The sequence below is a fragment of the Colwellia sp. BRX10-3 genome (assembly GCF_014077505.1).
Taxonomy (GTDB): domain Bacteria; phylum Pseudomonadota; class Gammaproteobacteria; order Enterobacterales; family Alteromonadaceae; genus Cognaticolwellia.
The window spans coordinates 50,681-73,677 of record NZ_JACGWA010000005.1; the positions used below are offsets into that span (position 1 = coordinate 50,681).

Below are 22,997 nucleotides of genomic sequence, written 5' to 3' on the forward strand. Positions count from 1 at the left end.
TTTTATTAAGGCTTGGCGATAAAACCAACCGCTTGATAAACTTCTGCAAGTAATTTACTTGCGCGCGCAGAGGCTTTCTCAGCGCCTTTACGCATAACTTCATCGAGATAAGCTTGGTCATTACGAAACTGATGATAACGTTCTTGAATTGGCGCTAATAAAGCAACGACAGCTTCAGCAACATCACCTTTTAAGTGACCATACATTTTATCTTCATATTCAGGCACAAGCTCAGCAACAGTTTTACCGGTAGTACATGATAAAAGTGATAACAAGTTAGAAACACCCGGTTTTTCAGCAATATCAAAATAGATATTCGCTTGCTCGTCAGAGTCGGTTACCGCACGTTTAATTTTCTTAGTTATTTTCTTGGTATCTTCTAATAAACCGATAAAGTTACCTGGATTGGTATCAGACTTTGACATTTTTTTAGTCGGCTCTAGTAAGCTCATTACACGGGCACCAAATTCTGGAATAAAAGGCTCTGGCACCTTAAAAGTTTCACCGTGTAAATTATTAAAACGCGTTGCGATATCGCGTGCTAACTCTAAATGTTGTTTTTGGTCATCACCAACCGGGACTTTGTTTGCGCCGTATAATAAAATATCTGCCGCCATTAATACCGGATAAGTAAATAAACCTGAGTTCATATTAGCTTCAGATTTAGACGACTTATCTTTGTATTGCGTCATACGATTAAGCTCACCCATTTGAGTGTAGCAATTTAATACCCAACTCAATTGTGCGTGCTCTGGCACATGTGACTGGATAAAAATGGTGCTTTTTTCTGGATCAACACCACAAGCTAAATACAAAGCCAAGCCATCTAATGTCGCTTTACGCAAAGCTTCAGGCTCTGGACGAACAGTAATGGCATGTTGATCAACCAACATGTAATAACATTCGTGACTATCTTGCATGCTTACCCATTGCTTTAACGCGCCGAGGTAATTACCAATAGTTAACTCGCCTGATGGCTGACAGCCACTTAATACAATAGGTTTGCTCATTTGTTATCCTTCAATTTCTCTGAATTATTTAATCTGTTAATTAACTGTTTTATTATTTTACTGTCGACAATTCTGCGCGCATTTCATCAATAGCGACTTTGTAATCTGGCTTTGAGAATATAGCTGAGCCTGCAACAAACATGTCGGCACCTGCATTAGCAATGTCAGCAATATTATCGGCTTTAACACCCCCATCAACTTGCAAACGAATGTCGTAACCACTGGCATCAATTTTTTCACGCACTAAACGCAGCTTATCTAAAGTCGTTGGAATAAATGACTGCCCGCCAAAGCCAGGATTAACTGACATTAACAAAATAACATCGAGCTTATCCATCACGAAATCTAAAACATGCAATGGTGTTGCTGGGTTTAACACTAAACCAGCTTTACAGCCATGATCTTTAATTAGCTGTAACGTTCTATCAATATGGTCGCTGGCTTCAGGATGAAAAGTAATAATATCAGCGCCCGCTTTAGCAAAGTCAGGAATAAGGCTATCAACAGGTTTTACCATTAAATGCACGTCAATTGGTGCAGTAATTCCGTAGTCTCGTAATGACTTACATATCATTGAACCAAAAGTAAGATTTGGCACAAAATGATTGTCCATTACATCAAAATGAATTACATCAGCACCAGCGCTAAGCACGTTTGCAACCTCTTCGCCCAAACGAGCAAAGTCTGCAGATAAAATTGATGGAGCAATTAAAAAATTAGACATAATGATAACCTTGAAAAAATTTGCGCTACTTTAACTTAATTGCAGTAATTTTGCGACTGAGTAAAGCCACAAAATCGATTATAAACACAATCGCACTTATTAGATAATTCCATATCCTTTCAAATTTCACCTATTACCCTACTAATTAGCCGTTAATATTTTGGCTAAAAATATTGCACTTTTTTTGCACATTTGCAGCTAAATTTGCACCAACCCAGTACAAACGAACAATCAACCAAACTAAGTATCACATTAAAATATTCGCTAAGCACCTGATAGTAATGTATTTATAAAAACATTCATTACATAGGCACTGTCTTTGCAATGTCCTTAGTAATTATAAAAACTTAGTGGACTAAAACATGAATAAAACAATTACCTCTCTATCAATTTCGATGATATTAGCGGCTTCAGCACTTACAACAACTTCAGCATCAGCTACTGACATTGAAGGCTTAAGTACCAATGTTGGCGTAGTATCACAATATATCTTCCGAGGTATAGTACAAACAGACACAGCATCGGCTAGCGCTGGTGTTGATTATGAAAACAGTGGTTTTTATGTTGGTGCTTGGGCAGCTGACGTTCAAGAGGGTTTAGAAGTAGACGTTTATGGCGGTTACGCTGGCGAATTTGACGGCGGAATTGGTTATAGCCTTGGTTTTACTACTTACCAATACACGGGCGATTTTGATACTTCATATAATGAAGTAAACTTAGGTCTAAGCTACGGTATGTTCTCACTCTCTTATAACGTTGGTGAGTGGGAAGTTGAAGCGGGTGCAGACCAAGACTATGATTTCTTATCTGCGACGGTTGAGCATGAAGGTTTTTATGCAACTTACGGCACTTGGGGTGACGATTTTGATGGTGATTACCTAGAAGCGGGTTACAGCACAGAAGTTTCAGGTTTCGATGTTGGCATTGCCGTTGTAGCTAACTCAAAAGAATTATCTGGCTCTGAAAGAGATGAAAACTTAGTCTTTAGCATAGGAACATCTTTCTAAGGCTAAAACTTTACCGATACTAAAGAAATTTCAGCAACAAAGTTGTTGATTAATCTAGTGGTGAATTTGGCGCGATACAGCAGATAAAAGTATCGCGCCACACATTTAATTTAGCCCTTTAATTTTAACTTGCTGCTGACGATGATTCAGCTGCTGGCAAATAGTCACTAAATCGGCATGAATACCACCTGCAGTAACATCACGTCCTGCGCCTGGACCACGAATAATTAGCGCGTTATCTTGATACCATTCGCTTTTAATTTTAAAGACGTTATCGCATGGTGTTAATTGTGCAAATGCATCATCATGTCTCAACTCCTCCAAACTTACTTTCGCGCTAACTTGGCCGTTTTCATTAGCAAAGCGTGCTACAAAGCGAATACCACAGGCCTTTTCCTGTGCTTGCGTTAAGCGTGATAAAAACAATTCATCAAGCTCGGTAGTTCTACTTAAAAATTCTTTCAACGATATATCACGTAATGTCTCTGGCACTAAACTCTGACAGGCAATATCAGCTAACGACAATTCAAAACCAGCAATACGTGCGAGAATTAAGAGTTTACGCTGTACGTCTCGGCCTGATAAATCTTCTCGGGGATCCGGTTCGGTAATACCTTGCGTTAAAGCATCGGCTAAAAGTTCTGAAAATGGTGTTATGCCATCATAATACTGAAATAACCACGATAATGTGCCTGAAAATATACCAGAAATTTCTGTTATCTCATCACCACTGTTAATCAATTCTTTAATCGTTGAATTTATGGGTAAGCCGGCACCAACCGTGGTATTGCCAAGCCAAAGACTATTGTTTTTTTCTGCGCTTGTGATCAGTTGTTGATAATTTTCAGTGCTTGAAGACGCTGCCCATTTGTTTGCGCCAATCACGTGAATACCGCGAGCAAAAAATTCTTGATACAACTGACTAAAATCTTCACTGGGTGTGATATCAACAATAATCAACTCATCATAAGGGTGATTTGTTAACCAAGCTAACAGTTCTTCTCTGTCATATGGCTGAGCTTGTTGTTGATAATGTAAAAGTGCATTGGCGACATCTATACCATCATTATTTATCAAAGCTTTACTTGCACCGACCAAGCCGACTAAATGGACATTTTCTAAGCCTGAAACACGCGCTATTTGTTTTGGTAACATAGTTAAAAATCGCTGACCGATATTACCTAACCCGGCGACAACAAGAGCAATGTTTTTGGCGTCTTTAGTCATATCCGCGTGGACATTATTGAGTATTTCACTCGAACATGGCTCAGGCAAAACCGCAATATAACTATGCTCATTAAAGGAATGTAAAAAATGTAAGGTTGGTTGATGCTTGAGCGCTCTTTTAAATCTTGCGCGCATATCGCCTTGTTTCGCTACGCTATGGCCAACAATAGCAATAATCGCTACCGGCTTAAAAGTGACCTCCGTGTCATGGCTGGCGAGCCATTGGCTGACCGATTTTTGCTGAGCCTGCGTTACAACTATGTACCCTTCGTCAAGATTGTAGCAAACGGGTGTAAACTCATTTACCGCTAATACACCTGACTTAGCTAAAAAGCTGGTCGATTTTGCTAATATTAAATCGTTTAAGCTGGTGACTGAAAGTTCTTGTTTCGCTATTTGGCCGAACTTTCCTATTTCACTACCGCTAATATCTGGCGAAAAACTGCTAGCTACATGTAAATGGGTATTATGATTTTTTAACGGTTGTAAGGTTTTTGCATGTAAAACGGGGTTGCCCAGACGACCCAGTTCATTGGCAACGGCATTGGGTAAGCGGTGTAATTTTCTCGCTAGCGGCACAACTCTAGGGTCAGCACTATAAATACCATCAACATCGGTCCACAACGTAACATTGCGCGCCCCTGACAAGGCCGCCATTATGGTTGCTGAGTAATCACTACCGTTACGTCCCAAGGTACAAGCTTGCTGCTGTTTATTGCGTGCAATATAACCGGTAACTATCACCAGTTGGCCTGGTTGTCGAAGCTTAGCAAAGCCTGCTTCGCTTTCGCTATAATCAATTGAGCAATTTTTTTCATCTTCTAACAAAAGAAAATCTCTCGCGTCCAACATATAACTTGGGCAAACACTTTCACTTAATACCGCTGATAACAATCGCGCCGACCAAACCTCACCAAAGGCCAATAAGTTATGTTGATAACTAATGGGGTCACTGAGGAGTTTTTCTGATATTTGAGCAATATTGTCACTCAGTAAATTTTTTAACCTAGCGGCGCTACTGGCATTTAATAGTTCGTCAAGTAACAGGGCTTGCCCAATATTTAATTCAGCAATAGTATTAAGTAGCTGCGCGTGTAAGGTATTTAATTGCTTATTGGTACTCGCTTGCACAGGCTTAAGTAAAGTTACTTCCTGAAGCTCGACAGCCAGTTGATAAAGGTTAAATAACGCATCAGTAGTATTGCCATTGGCAGACACCACAATAATGTCATTCAACTGACAATGCTTACGAATAATATCAACCACTCGCCCTATGCAGGCACTTGTCGCTAAACTGCTACCGCCAAATTTATGGACATTACAGGCAATTTTTACTAATTTATTTTTTTTAGAGCTGAGCGTTACCGCTGCATTTGAATCGATCATTTTATTACCACAGGTGCAACAAACCTTGTCACACCAGATTTAATTTATTTATATATGACACTTAAGCCAGATTACATTTATGACTAATCAACAAGATATTACTTTATGCTTGGCTTGCGTCTAAAGCTTGAGAAAGGTCGGCAATAATATCGTCAATATCTTCAATCCCTACAGAAACTCGCACTAATGATTGGGTAATGCCAGCCGCAAGCTGTGCTTCAATTTCCATACCCGCATGGGTCATGGTTGACGGATGGCTTATCAAGCTTTCAACGCCACCTAATGATTGTGCTAGGGTGAAAAATTCAAGTTTATCAAACAGCACTTTAACCGCTTCAACTCCACCTTTAAGTTCGAAGCTCATCATGGCGCCAAAATCATACTGTTGCTTTTTAGCTAACTCATGCTGTGGGTGATCAGCTAAGCCCGGAAAGTAAACTTGTTCAATAGCACTATGTGTTTGAAGAAAAGCGGCGACTGCATTGGCATTAATTTGATGTTGTTTCATCCTAATAGGTAATGTTTTCAATCCACGCAAGGCCAAATAACTATCAAATGCTGAGCCTGTAATACCAATACAGTTGGCCCACCAAGCGAGTTCTTCACCTAAGGTTTTTTCTTTGGTAACCAAAACACCACCAACCACATCACTATGGCCATTAATATATTTAGTGGTTGAGTGAAAAACAATATCAGCCCCCAATAATAATGGTTGCTGCAATGCCGGTGACAAAAAGGTGTTATCTACGGCGACTAATGCGCCAACTTTATGTGCTTGTTTGGCAACAGCGGCAATATCAACTAAGCGCAACAACGGATTGCTAGGTGACTCAACCAAGACTAATTTTGGTTTGGTTGCTAATGCTTGGCTCAACGCGACTTGATTGTTTTGATCAACCACTACTAAATTAAACTGTCCGCGTTTGGCAAGATGGGTAAATAACCGAAAACTTCCGCCATAACAGTCATGTGGAATAACCACAGTATCTTCAGTATTTAATAACTGACAAATAAGGAGTACTGCTGACATCCCCGTACTGGTAACAATACCGACAGCACCTTGCTCTAAATCAGCAATAGCTTGGGCAAATGTAGCGCGAGTTGGATTACCCGTACGTGAATAATCAAACTGACGCTTTTCGTTAAAACCTTTCAGAGCGTAGGTGCTTGAAAGGTGAATCGCTGGAATAACAGCACCGTGGTGTTGGTCACTATTAATACCAGCTCGAACAGCAGTAGTGGCAATTTTTTTCTCGCGCATATGTACTCCAGATTGGATTTTTTCTATTTAGATGTTTGGACGTCTATCAATCTAAATGGTTTAAAGTGTACGGTCAAGAACTTTAGACATCTAAACTTCTACACATTCGTTATTGACTCGCGCCCCACAACCAGTAAAATCAGGTGGTAAGATAAAACTTATCGCTAACTGGTATACCAGAAAAGCTAAAGATAAGTTTATCGCAATTAATTAAGCATAGAGGAATATTCATGGCAGAGTGGAATGGCGAGTATATTAATCCTTACGCCGAGCACGGGAAGAAAAGTGAACAAGTAAAAAAGATCACCGTGTCTATCCCTTTACGTGTGTTAAAAGTACTAACTGACGAACGTACGCGCCGCCAAGTGAATAACTTGCGCCATGCGACGAACAGTGAACTATTATGTGAAGCGTTTTTGCACGCATTTACTGGCCAACCATTACCTGACGATAGTGACTTGGCTAAAGACAACACACAAAAATTACCAGCAAGTGTTCGCAGAGCCTTAGAAGCACAAGGTGTTACTGACTTTAGCGAGTACGAAACTGAAATTGAAGAAGAAACAGAAGATTAACCGAGTAATTAACCCCTGGGTTTATAAATGACAAAAGGCGCCTAGTGCGCCTTTTTTATTGCCTGAAAATTATCTTTTACGGTTAAATTTTCTCGACAAGTTTGATTATTTTGATCTATTCAACAAGATCAACGGGATAAATAGTACTAAGCCCCCCATATGCATGACACTTCAACTCTGGTCGCCTTGTAGCATTTATCCGTTTCGTGCAGGTTATATCTTGGCTTTGCATATCTTCGTACTCTCGCCACGAAAGGATATTACTGAATTAAATGAGGCGTCAATTTGACGCCTCATTTAATTTATCAATAACTAGACGATAGCGTTACTATCGGCAAAATTAATAACTAACCGTTATAGTTTTCTGGCATGGGTAGCGCAGCAACACCTGAATCTACCGCCGCTTGTGCAACCGCAATAGCAACGGCTGAACGTAAACGTGAATCCATAGGTTTAGGAATAATATAATCCTTACCAAATGTTAAACTGTCACTGCCACTAGCGGCTAATACTTCAGCCGGCACGGGTTCTTTCGCTAAGGTACGAATGGCATGGACAGCGGCAATTTTCATTTCGTCATTAATGGTACGCGCGCGCACATCTAACGCGCCACGGAAAATGAATGGGAAACAAAGCACGTTATTTACTTGGTTCGGATAATCTGAACGACCCGTAGCAATAATTAAATCATCACGCGTTGCTAAGGCAAGTTCTGGTTTAATTTCAGGATCTGGGTTTGAACAAGCAAAAATTACGGGCTTTGCCGCCATCAGTTTTACATGCTCAGGCGATAAAACGTTAGGACCAGATACCCCAACAAATACGTCAGCACCGTCAATCGCTTCTACTAAAGTACGTTTGTCTGTGTTGTTTGCAAATAGCTTTTTATATTCATTTAAATCATCACGGCGGGTGTGAATAACGCCTTTAGTGTCGAGCATGTAAATTTTTTCTCGTTGCGCGCCACACTTTATCAGCAGTTCCATACAGGCTATTGCTGCAGCACCAGCACCCATGCAAACGATGTTGGCATGTCGGAGTTCTTTACCTTGAATTTCTAGCGCATTGATCATACCGGCAGCGGTTACAATGGCAGTACCATGCTGATCATCGTGAAATACTGGTACTTTACAACGTTCGATTAGCGCTTTTTCAATGACAAAACACTCAGGGGCTTTAATATCTTCTAAGTTAATACCACCAAAACTGTCAGCAATATTGGCTACCGTACTAATAAAATCTTCAACGGTTTTATGTTTAACTTCAATATCAAACGAGTCAATACCTGCAAAACGTTTAAATAATAAAGCTTTACCTTCCATAACCGGTTTAGCCGCCATTGGTCCTAAGTTTCCTAACCCTAAAATAGCGGTACCATTGGTAATAACTGCAACGGTATTACCTTTACCAGTATATTTATAAACATCATCAGGATTTTCAGCAATAGCGCGAACTGGCTCAGCAACACCAGGGCTATAAGCGAGCGAGAGATCTAGGCTAGTTTCAGCTGCAGTCGTTAATTCAACACTAATTTTACCCGGTGTTGGGTATTGGTGATAATCAAGTGCTTGTTGGCGAAGATCCGTCATGTCTATTCCTAATGTGAGAGTTTGGTGTGTGAGTCTAATGCGTGAGTATTATGTTTAAGCTTAAGGCAATGTGATTATTGTGCTTTACATGTTATTGCAATGCACTGGCCAATTTCAAGCTATTTTGTATATATTAATTCGCTACTATCTATAAGTAATATAGCCTTATCAGTTTCATAATTCACATAACTTAGCTAAATATTCAGCATAATCTATTAACTATTCATAGATAAATAACGATTAGAACGCCTTATTAATCCAAAAAGCGTTTAATCATCAAAATTTAGTTTACGTTAGTTGTTTTACTTATAAAGCTATTCACCTTTGTATCATTTCAACACAGATAACAGAACTTAGCTGCAGTTCACTAGTACTTGTCCATAACTCTGTGTTAACTCTAATTCTAGCCTTGACTGAACTGGTTAACCTGAAGATACCAAATACAATCCACCACAACGTCAATGTAGATAGTTTAAACAATTTAAAGCAAATGAATATGTAGAGGTTTAGGTTGTCACTTATTGACTTTTGTTACCGAGACAGAGCTTAAATTTTGTGCATAAAAAAACCACCTTGTGGGTGGTTTTTAAGAGGTGCTTAAAACGCTGTTATTAATTATTCGTCAAACGGATTAACTAAAATCATAGTTTCAACACGATCTGGACCAGTAGAAATAATATCAACAGGAACGCCGGTAATTTCTTCAATACGTTTGATGTAAGCAATCGCATTTGCTGGTAAAGCGTCAACAGACGTTGCACCAACAGTATTTTCGCTCCAACCTGGCATTTCTTCATATACTGGGGTAATTTTATCGTAACCTTCAGCTGCTGTTGGTGGCACAGTGATAATGTCACCTTCAGCCGTTTTATAGCCTGTACATATTTTTAATGTTTTCAAGCCATCTAAAACGTCTAACTTAGTTAAACAAAAACCGCTGATGCTATTTACTTGCACTGCGCGATGCATTGCAACCGCATCAAACCAACCACAACGACGTTCACGGCCAGTTGTAGCACCAAATTCATGGCCTACAGTACCTAAATGATGACCAACTTCGTCATCTAATTCGGTTGGGAATGGACCTGAACCAACACGCGTGGTGTATGCTTTAGTAATACCAAGAACATAATCTAAGTAAAGAGGACCAAAACCACTACCCGTAGCAACGCCACCGACAGTTGTATTAGACGATGTTACGTATGGATATGTGCCATGGTCAATATCAAGTAATGTGCCTTGTGCACCTTCAAACATGATAGATTCACCCGCTTTACGCGCTTGATCTAGCATTTCTGAGATATCAGCAACCATGCCTTTAATAACTTCAGCAACCGACATAGCATCGCTAAGTACTTCTTCGTAGCTTACTGGCTCAGCTTTGTAGTATTCGGTTAATACGAAGTTATGGTATTCCATAATTTCTTTTAATTTTACGGCAAATGACTCTGCGCAAAATAAATCACCAACACGTAAACCACGGCGAGCAGCTTTGTCTTCATAAGCTGGACCAATACCACGACCAGTAGTACCAATAGCTTTGCTACCACGCGCTTTTTCACGAGCTGCATCTAATGCGTTGTGGTATGGAAGAATTAACGGACATGCATCGCTAATTAAAAGACGCTCACGTACAGGTACGCCACGTTCTTCTAACATTGCCATTTCTGTCATAAGTGCTTTTGGACAAAGAACAACACCGTTACCTATTAAACATTTTACGTTATCACGTAATACGCCAGAAGGAATAAGGTGTAAAACGGTTTTTTCACCGTTAATGACTAGTGTATGACCCGCATTGTGGCCACCTTGATAGCGCACTACATATTTTGCTTTATCAGTAAGTAAGTCGACGACTTTACCTTTACCTTCGTCACCCCATTGGGTGCCTAGAACTACGACGTTTTTACCCATGTTCACATATTGGTAAGAAAATTAGGCGGGGATTCTATCAAATATCAATATTGAGTCCAAGCAATAATTGTTGATTTTTAACGCGATAAAAAAAAAGCTAGTAATAGTGCAGAGTTAGCAAAGCAATTAATTTACTACCCAAAATAAAATCACACCTATTAACACCAAAAAAAATCCAATTTGACGGATATTATTGACCGGTTCATTGGCTAATTTTAAAACATAGGCCCGCCATTTATTCGGAAATAGTGCAGGTATCAGCCCTTCAATAATTAACGCAATAGCAAGTGCCATGAGCAGTATAGATAACATATAAATTCCTTATATATTCATTTGTAATTAACACCAAGTTATTGGTGTTAGGCAAAAAACATCGAGCATGCTAAATTTATCAGGAGATAAAAACACAAAAGCCATGACAATGTCATGGCTTTTCTATCACGAATCAACTGAGCGTATTACTTCGTTTTTTTACCGTTTTTTAGGTAATTAAAGAAGTCACTATCAGGTTTAACAACCATGATATCGCTTTTAGAACTAAAACTTTTCTCGTAAGCTTCTAAACTACGAAAGAAGTTATAAAACTCCGCGTCTTGGGTATATGAATCAGCATAAACTTTCGCTGCTGAGGCATCGCCTTCACCACGAATTTCTTGTGCATTTTTCTGCGCTGTAGCTAACATTACAGTAACTTTTGCATCAATAGTTGCCCGAATGATTTCAGCTTGCTCTTGACCTTGTGAGCGATGTTCTTTCGCCACAGCGGTACGTTCAGCACGCATACGTTCGTATATCGACGTACTAACTTCAGTAGGTAAGTTAATCGCTTTGATACGAACATCAATCACTTCAATACCTAAGTCTTCACGGCTACTTGCAGCACTTTCAAGTGCTTTCGCCATAATGTCATCACGTTCGCCAGAGACTATATCTTTAATAGTGCGCGTACCAATTTCGGTACGTAGACCATTATTTACTTTCTGTTTCAATAACGCACGTGCATTCTCAATTGAACCTGAAGTACGTAAATAGTAAGTAGAAAAATCAACGATGCGCCATTTAACAAATGAATCGACCATTAAATCTTTCTTTTCAGATGTAACGAAACGATCTGGCGCGTCATCTAAGGTTTGAATACGGGCATCAAGTTTACGAACCGTGTTAATAAACGGAAATTTAAAATGTAAACCTGGTTCATAAACCTTCATGTCGCCAGTATCACTGTCACGCTTAATTTTTGAGAACTGGAAAACAATGCCACGTTGACCTTCAATGATAACAAAAACAGACGAAACCGTTAGCACGAGTATTAAGGCAATAATTGCCAATAGAAAATTCTTCATGGCTTAGTCTCTCCCATTATTGAAACGGTCATTACGACCGGATAATGTTGGTGCAGTATTATTGCTATTTGACGATTGATTTATCGTCGTCGGCGCTGATTGTTGAATAGTACGTTGACCGCCAGATTGCTGTTGCATAATTTTATCTAGTGGTAAGTAAATCATGTTATTGCCACCGTCAACATCAACCATAACTTTGCTGGTGTTGCTATACACTTTTTCCATCGACGTTAAATACATACGTTGACGAGTAACTTCAGGTGCTGCTTGATATTCAGGTAATAGCTTGTTGAAACGAGCTACGTCACCTTCAGCATCAAGTAGTATTTGCGCTTTATACGCCAAAGCTTCTTGCTCTAAACGCTTAACACGACCACGGGCACGCGGTTCAATACCACGAGCATAAGCTTCAGCTTCACGTAAGAAACGAACTTCATCTTCTTGCGCAGATATAGCATCATCAAAAGCGTCTTTAACTTCTTCTGGAGGACGAGCGTCCTTGAAGTTAACATCAACAATGATCAAGCCTAGATTATAAGGTTCGATAATTTTTTCTAGCTCTTTCCAAACCGCTTGACGAACAGCTTCTCGACCACTGGTCAAAATGTCGTCCATATTCGCGTGACCAACAACATAGCGCAAAGCACTATCAAGTGATTCACTTAAACTTTCATCGGCATTAGTAACACTAAAAATGTAATTACGTGCATCAACAACACGGTATTGAATTTCCATCTCAACACGAACAACGTTCTCGTCTTTCGTTAGCATAAAGCCCGAAGAAGGAAGGTTACGTGTGGTTTGCATATCAACTGGAATAATACGTTCAGCAAACGTCCATTTCCAACGCAAACCTGGCTCAACCGTGCCGGCGTACTGACCAAAGCGCAAAACAATACCTTTCTCAGCTTCTTTAATGGTAAAAAAGCCAGCGAAGGCATAAGCCAAGATCGCTATAACAAGCACTACCATGATGCCAATACTAGAAAAACTTTTTCCAGATCCGCCTCCTGATTTGTTGCCACCGAAAATACCGCCAAATTTATTGCCGATATCTTTTAATAAATCATCTAAGTCAGGTGGGCCTTGGTTCTTGCCACCTTTATTTTTCCAGGGATCTTTCTCATTATTCCCCGGTTCATTCCAAGCCATGCTATTCTCCGCTATAAAAAATTAATGCGCTAACTGCTATATAAACAACGCTAATATATCAGTCTGTTAAGTTTGAATAAAGTGCTCTATTTCTGCTTCGTCTTGTTTTAGTAACTGATTCCACTCTCTAACTGGTAATTTTATATCTAATAAGCAATTACCTTGCTCATCATAATGTTCGTCTGTAATACAATTTAACTGATAAAGTTGACCGCGAAGCTTACCGGCACTAGGGGGTAAACAGAGTAAATGTTTGATGATTTGTTTACCTAATCGTTCCGAAAGTGCTTGAAATAAAAGTTCAATGCCAACACCTTGCTGCGCTGACAGCCAAACACGAATAGGTTGCCCTTGGTCGTCACGATCTATTCTCGGCTCAACATCATCTAACCGGTCTATTTTATTACAAATCAATAATTGTGGAACATCACCCGCTTCGATTTCTTTTAAAACTTCTTCTACTTGTTCAATATTTTCGCTACGTCGTTCATCAGAAATATCAATAATATGAAGCAACAACTCTGCTTCTCTTGTTTCTGTTAACGTGGCTTTAAATGCTGCCACTAAATCATGGGGAAGATGGCGTATAAATCCTACTGTATCAGCAAGAATAACACGGCCGACATCATCCACTTCAATTTTACGTAGAGTTGGGTCCAGGGTTGCAAACAATTGATCAGCTGCGTAAACACCCGCCTGAGTAACTTTGTTAAATAATGTGGATTTGCCTGCGTTAGTATAACCGACCAAAGAAATAGTTGGGATCTCTGCTCTAGTTCTCGCACGACGCCCCTGTTGCCTTTGCTTTTCAACTTTACCCAAGCGTTTACGAATATTGACCATACGCTCATGCAGTAAGCGCCTGTCTGTTTCAAGCTGGGTTTCACCTGGTCCGCGTAAACCAATACCACCTTTTTGGCGTTCTAAATGAGTCCAACCGCGTATAAGGCGCGTACTCATGTGACGTAATTGCGCTAACTCTACTTGCAATTTACCTTCATGAGTTCGAGCTCGTTGGGCAAAAATATCCAAAATCAACGTAGTGCGATCAACCACACGACATTCACACAAGGCTTCAATATTTTTTTCCTGAGATGGCGACAAACTATGGTTAAACAAAACAATATTCGCATCGAACATACGCACAGCGTCTGCAACTTCTTGCACTTTACCTGTACCAACAAAATATTTCGGATGCGGGGTATTGCGTTTACCTGTTATGGTATTTAACGCGGTTATACCAGCAGAGTCTACAAGCATTTCGAACTCTTGTAGGTCTTCGCGGGTATTATCATCTGGGAAATCTAAATGAACAAGTATCGCCTGCTCACCTGCTTGATACCTATCAAACAAATGAGCGACTCCATACAATACTAGCTTTTTGCATTAATCTTCTGAATCCTGGTTGGCTTGTGGGGCTGGCATAGTAGTTACTGCTCGCGCTGGCACTACTGTTGAAATAGCGTGCTTATATACCATTTGACTGACGGTATTTTTAAGTAAAATTACAAATTGATCAAATGACTCTACTTGCCCTTGTAGTTTAATGCCATTGACTAAATATATTGCTACCGGAATACGATCACGACGTAACGCATTCAAAAATGGGTCTTGTAAAGATTGCCCCTTTGCCATTATTTGGCCCCTTTTGTTATTTTTAGTAAAGTTAAAGTTATTTTCTATTATTTTAGTAAATTTATTCAATAAAACTAGCTGGTTAATGCGCAACTATTATTTTAATTATACATCAATGTTTAAAGTTTGCTTACTGCCGATAAAATTACTTTTAAATTATTTTCATCTTCCATATGCAACCAGTGTAAATTTTGCCAACTTCGTAACCAAGTTAATTGTCTTTTCGCTAACTGACGTGTTGCACAAATACCTTTAAAAACCATCTCATGGTGCTCATAGTCGCCTGCTAAATATTGCCACATTTGTCGGTAGCCAACACAGCGAATAGCTGGTAAATCAAGGTGTAAGTCACCTCTTTCTTTCAACGTGATAACTTCTTGTTCAAAGTTCTGTTCTATCATTTGCTGAAAACGTAGTTCAATTCGCGCGTGTAAGTCACTGCGTTCTTTAGGTGCTATAGCAAACTGTAAAACATTTCCGCTGACTTTATTACCTTTTATTTCGGTCAATTGTGTCAAAGTATTACCTGTTTTTCGGTAAACCTCTATAGCTCTTGCTAGTCGCTGCGGATCATTTGGATGAATACGCTCTGCTGAAACTGGGTCAAAACTTTGTAATTCTTCGTGCATAGCAAGCCAACCTTTGTCAGCCGCTTCTAACGCAATCGCATTTCGAATGCTTTGGTCAGCTTCTGGCAATGGCGAAATGCCTTCAATCAAGCTCTTAAAATACATCATAGTACCGCCAACCAACAAAGGTATACGGCCATTTTCTCGACTTTTTGCTATCGCCTTTAGCGCATTTTGGCAAAAATCAGCGGCAGAGTAACTTTCGCTGGGATCTCTAATATCAATTAATTGATGTGGGTATACGGCTAATTCCTTCGCTGTTGGTTTCGCTGTACCAATATCCATACCTTTAAAAACTAGCGCTGAATCAACACTAATAATGTCGCAGGGCAGTGCATCATATAACGCCATTGCTAAGGCAGTTTTACCTGATGCTGTAGGCCCCATTAAACAAATAACAGGCGGCTCTTTCACATCAATGTGTTGTTGGTTTACCACGTTAGTCATACCGGAACATTTACTCTGACTTATTTATAGAAGATGTGAGGTCTATAACGACAGAATTCAAGCGTAGTTGTTGTTCAAATTGACAATTAAAATAACTTTCAGCATTTCGCCAAACTTGTAATGCGTGTGCTTGAGTGGTTTCCTCGCTTAGCATAAGTGCGGCCAATGCCATTTGCCAGTCAATTTCTGAGTGTACGTCGTTATAATTCTCCACATCTAACTGCTTAATTAGCTTATCAAAACTGTGGGTTATATCTTTGTTTCTTAGTAAAGCCGGAAACTGCCGAATTTGTAATGTGCGGGGATTTACCTGGCGAATTTCCATGCCAATATGTTGAAATTGGTTTTCATTTATTTGCACAAATGTTGTTACTTTTTCACTCACGGTAATTTTTATCGGTAGTAATAGTGGCTGGCTTACCAATTTTTCATGCCAACGTTGCTTAATAGTTTGCAACCTTAATAATTGATCTAGTTTGTTAACGGATAATAAACGTAGCTCTTGGCGTTGTTGAAAAACTAAATAATGTGGTGCCTGCCAAAATAAAATTTTAGTCGCATCTGTAATGTCGTCCTGAATTAATGATGCTGCATTGACTGAAGCAGGCGTAGTTACTTCTGTTTCAGTCAAATGAGATGTTACATGGGTTAATTCTGGCTCTGTTACTTGTGAATCAACCACTAATGGTGTCATCAAATCACTATAGGCTTTACTCGCTTGCGGATTTATTTTTGCAGAATAATGCTGTGAACTGGCGCGAGAAAAATTAGCGCTGCTGCGCTGGCCTTTATTATCACCTTTGTATTCAGCCGTTTGGCTAGAAGGTTGATAACTGGTTGACACGTCACTTTGTTGATTACTTTCAAGACTTACCTTTAAAGGAGTAATAAAACTGGCGTTTTGCACTTCAGCTTGCTGGTGAGTTTCAACACCCTTCTCGTTATCAGGCGATATAATTTCGCCAGTGCTATTGTCAATATTTAAGTCTAACTCATGATGTAAAGCACGATTACAAACAGAATAAATAAAATCATGTACATAGCGCCCTTGATGAAAGCGCACTTCATGTTTTGCCGGGTGAACATTCACATCTACTTCGCTAAAGTCGAGCTGTAAAAACAACACAAAGGCAGGAAAACTGTCACTGGGGAGTAGGTCTGCGTAAGATTGGCGAATAGCATGATTAATTAACTTATCGCGCATCATACGATTATTAACATAACTGTAGCTGAGATCGTTTTGATTACGGAAATAACTCGGCTGGGCAATCCAACCATGCAGATGCAAGCCATTATGTTCACAGTCAACTTCTATGGCATTATCAATAAATTTTTGCCCACAAACTTGCGCAACACGTTTACTGCGCTGTATTGATGAATTAGCGACCCTAAATTGTTTAATTATTTTATGGTTATGAGTGAGGACAAAACCGATATCAAAATTTGCTAAGGCAATGCGCTTGATTACCTCTTCAATATGAGCAAATTCTGTTTTCTCTGTGCGTAAAAATTTACGCCTTGCTGGAGTATTAAAGAATAAATCGCTGACATCAATGGTGGTACCATTTGGGTGAGCAGCAGGTTTGACCGACACCGCCATATCACGCCCTTCCGCAATCGCTTGCCATGCAGATTCTTGTGCTTCTGGCTTGGACGTTAGCGTTAAACGCGCGACAGAACTAATACTGGCTAATGCCTCACCGCGAAACCCCAAACTGCTGATAGCTTCAAGATCGTCAAGGTCTTTAATTTTACTGGTCGCATGTCGGCTTAAGGCTAAGGCTAATTCATTTTTGGCAATACCATTACCGTTATCTATGATACGAATACGCTTAGCGCCGCCTTTTTCGATATCAATTTTTATTGTGGTTGCGCCAGCATCTATACTATTTTCGACGAGTTCTTTAACGACGGAAGCTGGGCGTTCTACCACTTCACCTGCGGCAATTTGGTTAGCGAGGCGAGCGGGTAATATTGCAATGGTCATGCGAGCGTTAATCTGCCTGTGGTATTTTTAATGTTTGGCCAATTCTAACCACATTCGATTTGAGGTTATTGGCTGATTTTAATTGTCTAATGGAAACTTTATAGCGTTGGGCCACCACAGAAAGCGATTCACCTCGGCTGACTTTATGCTCACGAATACGTGTCGCCGCGAGTAATGTGCCATCAGGAGGATTACGAGAAAAATAATCATCAACGGCAATGTATATCGCTTTGGCCAACTTTTGTTGATGGTTGCTGTTGTTCAGGCGTCTCTCTTCTTGATGATTAGAAATAAAGCCAGTTTCAATTAATACTGACGGAATATCAGAAGATTTCAACACCGCTAAACTTAAGCGTTCAGGCTTATGCTTATGTAGTTTCGTAACTTTTTTTAGCTGCTTAACCACATGTTCGGCAAAATCGTAGCTACTCGCCATGGTGTATTCTTTTTTCATATCGCCAAGGGCAATCGCTAAATTATTATCTTTAGTGCTTCTTATAGTTTCTCCTGCACCACCTAATAACTCGGAATTTTTTTCTCTGTTTTGAATCCAGCGGGTAAATTCAGAGTCTGCACGACGCGTTGCTTGCACTAGTACTGATGCACCACTGGGCTTTGATGAAGTGAACGCATCCGCATGAATGGAAATAAGTAAATCCGCTTTCGATTTTCTTGCTAGTTCTGTTTTACGATTGTGGTCAACATAATAGTCACCGCTGCGGATCATCACCGCTTTTAGGCCTTGTTTTTTATTAATTAAATTAGCAAGCTTTTGCGCTATTTTTAAAGTAATACGTTTTTCATAAGTACCTGAAGCACCAATTGAACCTGGGTCTTCACCACCATGACCGGCAACAATAGCAATAACAATATCGCGTTTACCTTTGCTATTATCATGGGTGGCAATCGGCTGACTGTTTTTATCATAAAGATCAATAACTAAACGGTCGCTGTATTGCCCTGCTGGCGCTAATGGAAAGACCGAAACTCGATAATCTTCAGCTAATTCTAAAACTAAACGTGTAGTACCTTTTTGCTTTGATCTACTGGTGCGAATTTTTTGTACCCGTCGATCTGCCTTTATCGCTGACATTAATTCTGCATTATTTTTACTGTTTTTAAAGTCAATAACTAAGCGTTGTGGAGATTTTAATGAAAAGTATTTAAAGTCTGGTTTTTCACTGAGATCAAAAACAATACGGGTGTTTTCAGGTGCTGGCCATATCCGCACACTCTCAATACTGTTACTTGCGTTAACAACGGTAACTAAGGCAAGCCAGAGCGTAAGTACAACCGTTAATTTTTTTACAATACTCGTTAAACGCATTGAATTTATTACCTTATAATAACTTTGTTACTGATTATTTTTCTTATTATATTATTTAACTTATCAAACTCTTTACTGAAACTGCCCGTGAATAAAAACTCTCTACTGCGCTAAAATCGACAACATGTTTTCACCCAAAGCTGTTTTAGCCTGAAGTGAAACTTGGCGTTGCTCGTCATGATAGGCTAAATCTATAATCATATCTGGCGCTGGTAGCATACCCTGACCTTTTTCAGGCCACTCAATAAAGCTACAACAATTACTGTTAAAGTAATCGCGAATACCCATGTATTCTAATTCTTCCGCGTCAGCTAAACGGTATAAATCAAAGTGGTACACTTGCCAATCTTTTAAATCATAGGGTTCAACTAAAGTGTAGGTTGGGCTTTTAACATTACCAACATGCCCCATTCCTTGCACAAAACCTCGTGTTAACGTGGTTTTTCCGGCCCCGAGATCACCATTTAAAAAAACAATAATCCCTTGTTTCAACTCTATTTTTACAATATCGGCTAATTGTTTACCTAAAGCGATTGTTGCCAATTCATCGGCTAATATAAAGGTTTGTTTTGTCACAAAATTATTCATCGTATCGTTATTACTTCTAAAGTATCCCATCTACTGCACAATTACCATTAATAAGCAGCGCAATTTTGGCGCTATAGCTCACTCTCTAACAAGCCTATTTGACCATAATTTTTAACAATAATATCAGCTGAGCGACTATGAATATAGTCACTTAGCAGATTGCAAAATAAGTATCGACTAAATTAATGTACCAAGTAAGACTACTTAGCACATCGTCCATGTCATGATTGCCATATTCGTATTCAGCATATGTTTATTACCATATACCCAGCTATTTTTTCACCACTAAAGTATGGTCTGATTAACCTTATATCTGTGTTGTGTTAAACTTGTCGACACTTTGAATACCACCCTTATCGTTTTAATATTCGGCTGCCATGACTACAACTGCTATTAACTATCAAGATTTAACAAAACAAATCAAACTTTGGGGTCAAGAACTGGGCTTTTCACAAGTAGGTATTAGCGATGTTGATCTATCTGAACATGAAGCGGCTTTAACCCGTTGGTTAGAAAATAACTTTCATGGCAACATGGATTATATGGCCCGTCATGGTTTAATGCGCGCAAGGGCTAAGGAATTGGTAGAAGGTACACTTAATGTTATCAGCGTGCGCATGGATTACCTGCCTAGCGATGCTAAGTTTGCCCGTATTTTAAAGAACCGAGATCACGCCTATATCAGTCGGTATGCTTTGGGCAGAGATTATCATAAATTAATGCGTAAACGACTAAAGCAATTAGGCGAGAAAATTAAAGCACATTGTGAAAACTTTAATTATCGCCCTTTTGTTGATTCCGCGCCAATCCTTGAAAGACCTCTCGCTGAGAAAGCTGGCTTGGGCTGGGTAGGCAAGCATTCCTTACTTATTAACAAGCAAGCAGGCTCGTGGTTTTTTCTGGGCGAGCTCTTGGTTGATTTACCCTTAATTAGCGATACTAAAGCAGAAAATGGCTGTGGCACTTGTGTAGCCTGTATAAAAATTTGCCCCACCCAAGCGATAGTAGAACCTTATGTTGTCGATGCAAGACGCTGTATATCTTATCTTACTATTGAATTACGTGAGGCTATACCGGTAGAGTTTCGTCCCTTAATCGGTAATCGAATTTATGGATGTGATGACTGCCAATTAATATGCCCTTGGAACAAGTTTGCAAAACTGGGCAGTGAAGATGATTTTAAACCCCGACAGAACTTAGACAATATCGCTTTGTTGACTTTATTTGCGTGGGACGAAGCAACTTTTTTAAGTAAAACTGAAGGTTCACCTATTCGTCGTATTGGCTTTGAATGCTGGCAGCGAAATATTGCAGTTGCGCTTGGTAACGCTGATTTTTCACCCCGCAATATTGAGGCCTTAACGGATAAAATAGCACATTCAGCCCCTATGGTGACAGAGCATATCGAGTGGGCATTATCACAACAAAAACTTAAGCAACAAGCATTAGCTAAAGATCAAAACTTACGGTTAACCGCTCGATTGATTCGTTCAGTTGAAAAAGGTATGCCTCGTGACGCGTAGGTCAGCTAAAACAATTTACCGCTAGTTTAATTTTTGCCATTTAAGCGTGAGTTCATCAAAAGTTGTTAAACTTTTACCTTCAAGATTTAGCGCGGATAGTACAGCGAGAATTCCCTCAACCGACACGAGGTGATCAGGTATGTCCTGATCTTCCTGCTTAATTTTTATCAATATTTTTAATTTACTGAACAGTAACTTAACATTAGTTGGGTTAAGTTTTAATGCCTGATTAATGGCATCAAGCGCTGGCAGTAAACGGTCCTTTTGAAAATGCTCAACTGCCATGGTGTTAAGCTCTTTGGCGGTAAAGTGTATCTCTTCTCGTTGTTGGCTTTCTTGCGCTATATAGCGCCTAACAACTTGACTATTTAACGAGTCACCGGCGATTTGATTATTGATCGCCTCGAGCAATTCTATAGCGTCTTCGCGCATCCCTAACTCATGCAATACTTTTACCCTATCTAAATTATCCTCAACCACGGTACTTGGCTTAAGTGACATATGATTTTCAACCAATTTTTTCGCTTTAACTTGTTCATTACGCACATTGTGTAACCTAGCTTTAACCACTAACAATTGCTGCTTAAAAAGGTTCGCATCTTGGCTGTCATGCTCAAACTGGGTAATATAACGATCAGTTTGTCGCAATATTTCATTAGCACTTTCATCCGGTGTCGCACAAGCCAGATCAATCCCCGCTCGAATAACATTAAGTAAAAGCTCGGGCGAATCATGAATAGAGTTTTTCGCTTGTTGAGCTATGTTTCGCGTCGCAAGATATTGCCCTTTATGATCATGTGTTAAGCGCGCTAAATCCCATGATTTTTTATTACGTTCAATATTTCTCGGTGCCAGCGCCATGGCTTTTTTAATTTCCTCATAGGCTTGCTCGTATTCTTCTTGTTCGATGAAGTACTGCGCCATCATATCATGAGCACCGAAGCGCGTGTCTGGCTTATCAATCAAAGTTTTTAGCATGTCGCTAATTTCATCTAAACGGCCTTGCTTTAACAAGGCTTTGGCATATCCTAAATATACCCAAGAATATTTATATACTTTCAGCAATTTGCGATAAAAAGTTTCCGCTTCTTCAAACTCAAGCAAAGCAAGATATGATTCACCCTTAATGCGGTTAATATTAGGATGGTAATGTGCTAGTTTTTCATTTTGAAGGTGTCGGTCGGCAAAATAGAGCGCTTTAGCATAGGCTTTTTTGTCAATCGCACTGTTGATATTAAAAAGCACCTGTTTTACTTTTAATGTTGCAATCAAACGGGTTCTAACTTTATTTATCGCTAATGGCTTGGTCCAGAAATCATCCGGTTGTAACTCAATAATCGAGTTCACTAATGACTCATTGGTTTCTGTGCTGAGGAAGATTAATACGGTAGTTTTAGTGACATGACCTTTAAATTTCAACTCTTCTAATAAATGAAAGCCATCTTTGTCACTTTTTACATTAAATGCGCAAATAACAATGTGAAAATGCATTTCATCACACAACCTAAGTCCGTAATAGGCATTTTGTACACAACGAACTTCCTTTATGCCTAATGCAAATAAACTTTCTTTTAAAATACTGTGCACTAGCAAATTATCGTCGATAACCAAAACATTGAGTTGATCGAGCTGCGCTAATGTATTTTTTTCAACATCTTCCATTATATACCTTA

19 protein-coding genes are annotated in these 22,997 nt (G+C 39.5%); 3 read left to right on the top strand and 16 right to left on the bottom strand.

The window, feature by feature from the left end:
- Nucleotides 1-5: 5 nt before the first annotated feature.
- Nucleotides 6-1,010 carry a tryptophan--tRNA ligase gene (gene trpS / locus H4J38_RS09560; RefSeq protein WP_182131573.1) on the bottom strand — a complete coding sequence of 335 codons (1,005 nt, stop codon included), beginning with the start codon at nt 1,008-1,010 and terminating at the stop codon, nt 6-8.
- A gap of 52 nt (nt 1,011-1,062) precedes the next feature.
- Entirely contained in the window at nt 1,063-1,734 is a 672-nt protein-coding gene (rpe, locus tag H4J38_RS09565) for a ribulose-phosphate 3-epimerase (RefSeq protein WP_182131574.1), read from the bottom strand.
- Between the two features lie 362 nt (nt 1,735-2,096).
- Between rpe and H4J38_RS09570 the strand changes: the two genes are divergently transcribed.
- Complete coding sequence (locus H4J38_RS09570; RefSeq protein WP_182131575.1) at nt 2,097-2,741, top strand: TorF family putative porin; 645 nt, start codon at nt 2,097-2,099, stop codon at nt 2,739-2,741.
- Nucleotides 2,742-2,846: 105 nt separating this feature from the next.
- On the opposite strand, the gene metL is transcribed toward H4J38_RS09570, so the two are convergent.
- Both metL and metB read right to left on the bottom strand, forming a co-directional pair.
- On the bottom strand, nt 2,847-5,354 hold the full coding sequence (gene metL, locus H4J38_RS09575) for a bifunctional aspartate kinase/homoserine dehydrogenase II (protein WP_182131576.1): 2,508 nt from the start codon (nt 5,352-5,354) through the stop codon (nt 2,847-2,849).
- A 103-nt stretch (nt 5,355-5,457) separates the two neighbouring features.
- Entirely contained in the window at nt 5,458-6,615 is a 1,158-nt protein-coding gene (gene metB / locus H4J38_RS09580; RefSeq protein WP_182131577.1) for a cystathionine gamma-synthase, read from the bottom strand.
- 230 nt (nt 6,616-6,845) lie between these two features.
- Here metB and metJ point away from each other — a divergent pair, with 230 nt between their 5' ends.
- Nucleotides 6,846-7,190, top strand: a complete 345-nt coding sequence (gene metJ, locus H4J38_RS09585) for a met regulon transcriptional regulator MetJ (protein ID WP_182131578.1) — start codon at nt 6,846-6,848, stop codon at nt 7,188-7,190.
- Nucleotides 7,191-7,537: 347 nt separating this feature from the next.
- Here the strand turns inward: metJ and H4J38_RS09590 are convergent, their stop codons facing one another.
- From H4J38_RS09590 to tsaE, 11 genes are all read right to left on the bottom strand, one after another.
- Nucleotides 7,538-8,779, bottom strand: coding sequence for a malic enzyme-like NAD(P)-binding protein (locus H4J38_RS09590; protein ID WP_182131579.1), 1,242 nt, complete (start codon nt 8,777-8,779; stop codon nt 7,538-7,540).
- A 615-nt stretch (nt 8,780-9,394) separates the two neighbouring features.
- Nucleotides 9,395-10,693, bottom strand: a complete 1,299-nt coding sequence (locus H4J38_RS09595; protein ID WP_182131580.1) for an adenylosuccinate synthase — start codon at nt 10,691-10,693, stop codon at nt 9,395-9,397.
- A gap of 126 nt (nt 10,694-10,819) precedes the next feature.
- Nucleotides 10,820-11,005 (bottom strand): DUF2065 domain-containing protein, encoded by a 186-nt coding sequence (locus H4J38_RS09600; protein WP_182131581.1) that lies wholly within the window; start codon nt 11,003-11,005, stop codon nt 10,820-10,822.
- Between the two features lie 146 nt (nt 11,006-11,151).
- Nucleotides 11,152-12,036 (bottom strand): protease modulator HflC, encoded by an 885-nt coding sequence (gene hflC, locus H4J38_RS09605; protein ID WP_182131582.1) that lies wholly within the window; start codon nt 12,034-12,036, stop codon nt 11,152-11,154.
- 3 nt (nt 12,037-12,039) lie between these two features.
- On the bottom strand, nt 12,040-13,188 hold the full coding sequence (gene hflK, locus H4J38_RS09610) for an FtsH protease activity modulator HflK (protein WP_182131583.1): 1,149 nt from the start codon (nt 13,186-13,188) through the stop codon (nt 12,040-12,042).
- Between the two features lie 66 nt (nt 13,189-13,254).
- Nucleotides 13,255-14,541, bottom strand: coding sequence for a ribosome rescue GTPase HflX (gene hflX, locus H4J38_RS09615; RefSeq protein ID WP_182131584.1), 1,287 nt, complete (start codon nt 14,539-14,541; stop codon nt 13,255-13,257).
- A gap of 33 nt (nt 14,542-14,574) precedes the next feature.
- Nucleotides 14,575-14,823 (bottom strand): RNA chaperone Hfq, encoded by a 249-nt coding sequence (gene hfq / locus H4J38_RS09620; RefSeq protein WP_182131585.1) that lies wholly within the window; start codon nt 14,821-14,823, stop codon nt 14,575-14,577.
- 119 nt (nt 14,824-14,942) lie between these two features.
- Entirely contained in the window at nt 14,943-15,899 is a 957-nt protein-coding gene (gene miaA, locus H4J38_RS09625; RefSeq protein WP_182131586.1) for a tRNA (adenosine(37)-N6)-dimethylallyltransferase MiaA, read from the bottom strand.
- A gap of 10 nt (nt 15,900-15,909) precedes the next feature.
- A complete protein-coding gene (gene mutL, locus H4J38_RS09630; protein WP_182131587.1) occupies nt 15,910-17,886 on the bottom strand; it encodes a DNA mismatch repair endonuclease MutL in 1,977 nt (658 codons plus the stop codon).
- Nucleotides 17,887-17,893: 7 nt separating this feature from the next.
- The gene (locus tag H4J38_RS09635) at nt 17,894-19,213 is read right to left on the bottom strand and encodes an N-acetylmuramoyl-L-alanine amidase (RefSeq protein WP_182131588.1); all 1,320 of its coding nucleotides are present in this window, start codon (nt 19,211-19,213) and stop codon (nt 17,894-17,896) included.
- 102 nt (nt 19,214-19,315) lie between these two features.
- The gene (gene tsaE, locus H4J38_RS09640) at nt 19,316-19,801 is read right to left on the bottom strand and encodes a tRNA (adenosine(37)-N6)-threonylcarbamoyltransferase complex ATPase subunit type 1 TsaE (protein WP_182131589.1); all 486 of its coding nucleotides are present in this window, start codon (nt 19,799-19,801) and stop codon (nt 19,316-19,318) included.
- A gap of 377 nt (nt 19,802-20,178) precedes the next feature.
- On the opposite strand from tsaE, the gene queG reads away from it, so the two are divergent.
- The gene (gene queG / locus H4J38_RS09645; RefSeq protein WP_182131590.1) at nt 20,179-21,324 is read left to right on the top strand and encodes a tRNA epoxyqueuosine(34) reductase QueG; all 1,146 of its coding nucleotides are present in this window, start codon (nt 20,179-20,181) and stop codon (nt 21,322-21,324) included.
- Nucleotides 21,325-21,345: 21 nt separating this feature from the next.
- Here queG and H4J38_RS09650 read toward each other — a convergent pair whose 3' ends face one another.
- Nucleotides 21,346-22,986 carry a response regulator gene (locus tag H4J38_RS09650; RefSeq protein ID WP_182131591.1) on the bottom strand — a complete coding sequence of 547 codons (1,641 nt, stop codon included), beginning with the start codon at nt 22,984-22,986 and terminating at the stop codon, nt 21,346-21,348.
- Nucleotides 22,987-22,997 lie beyond the last annotated feature (11 nt).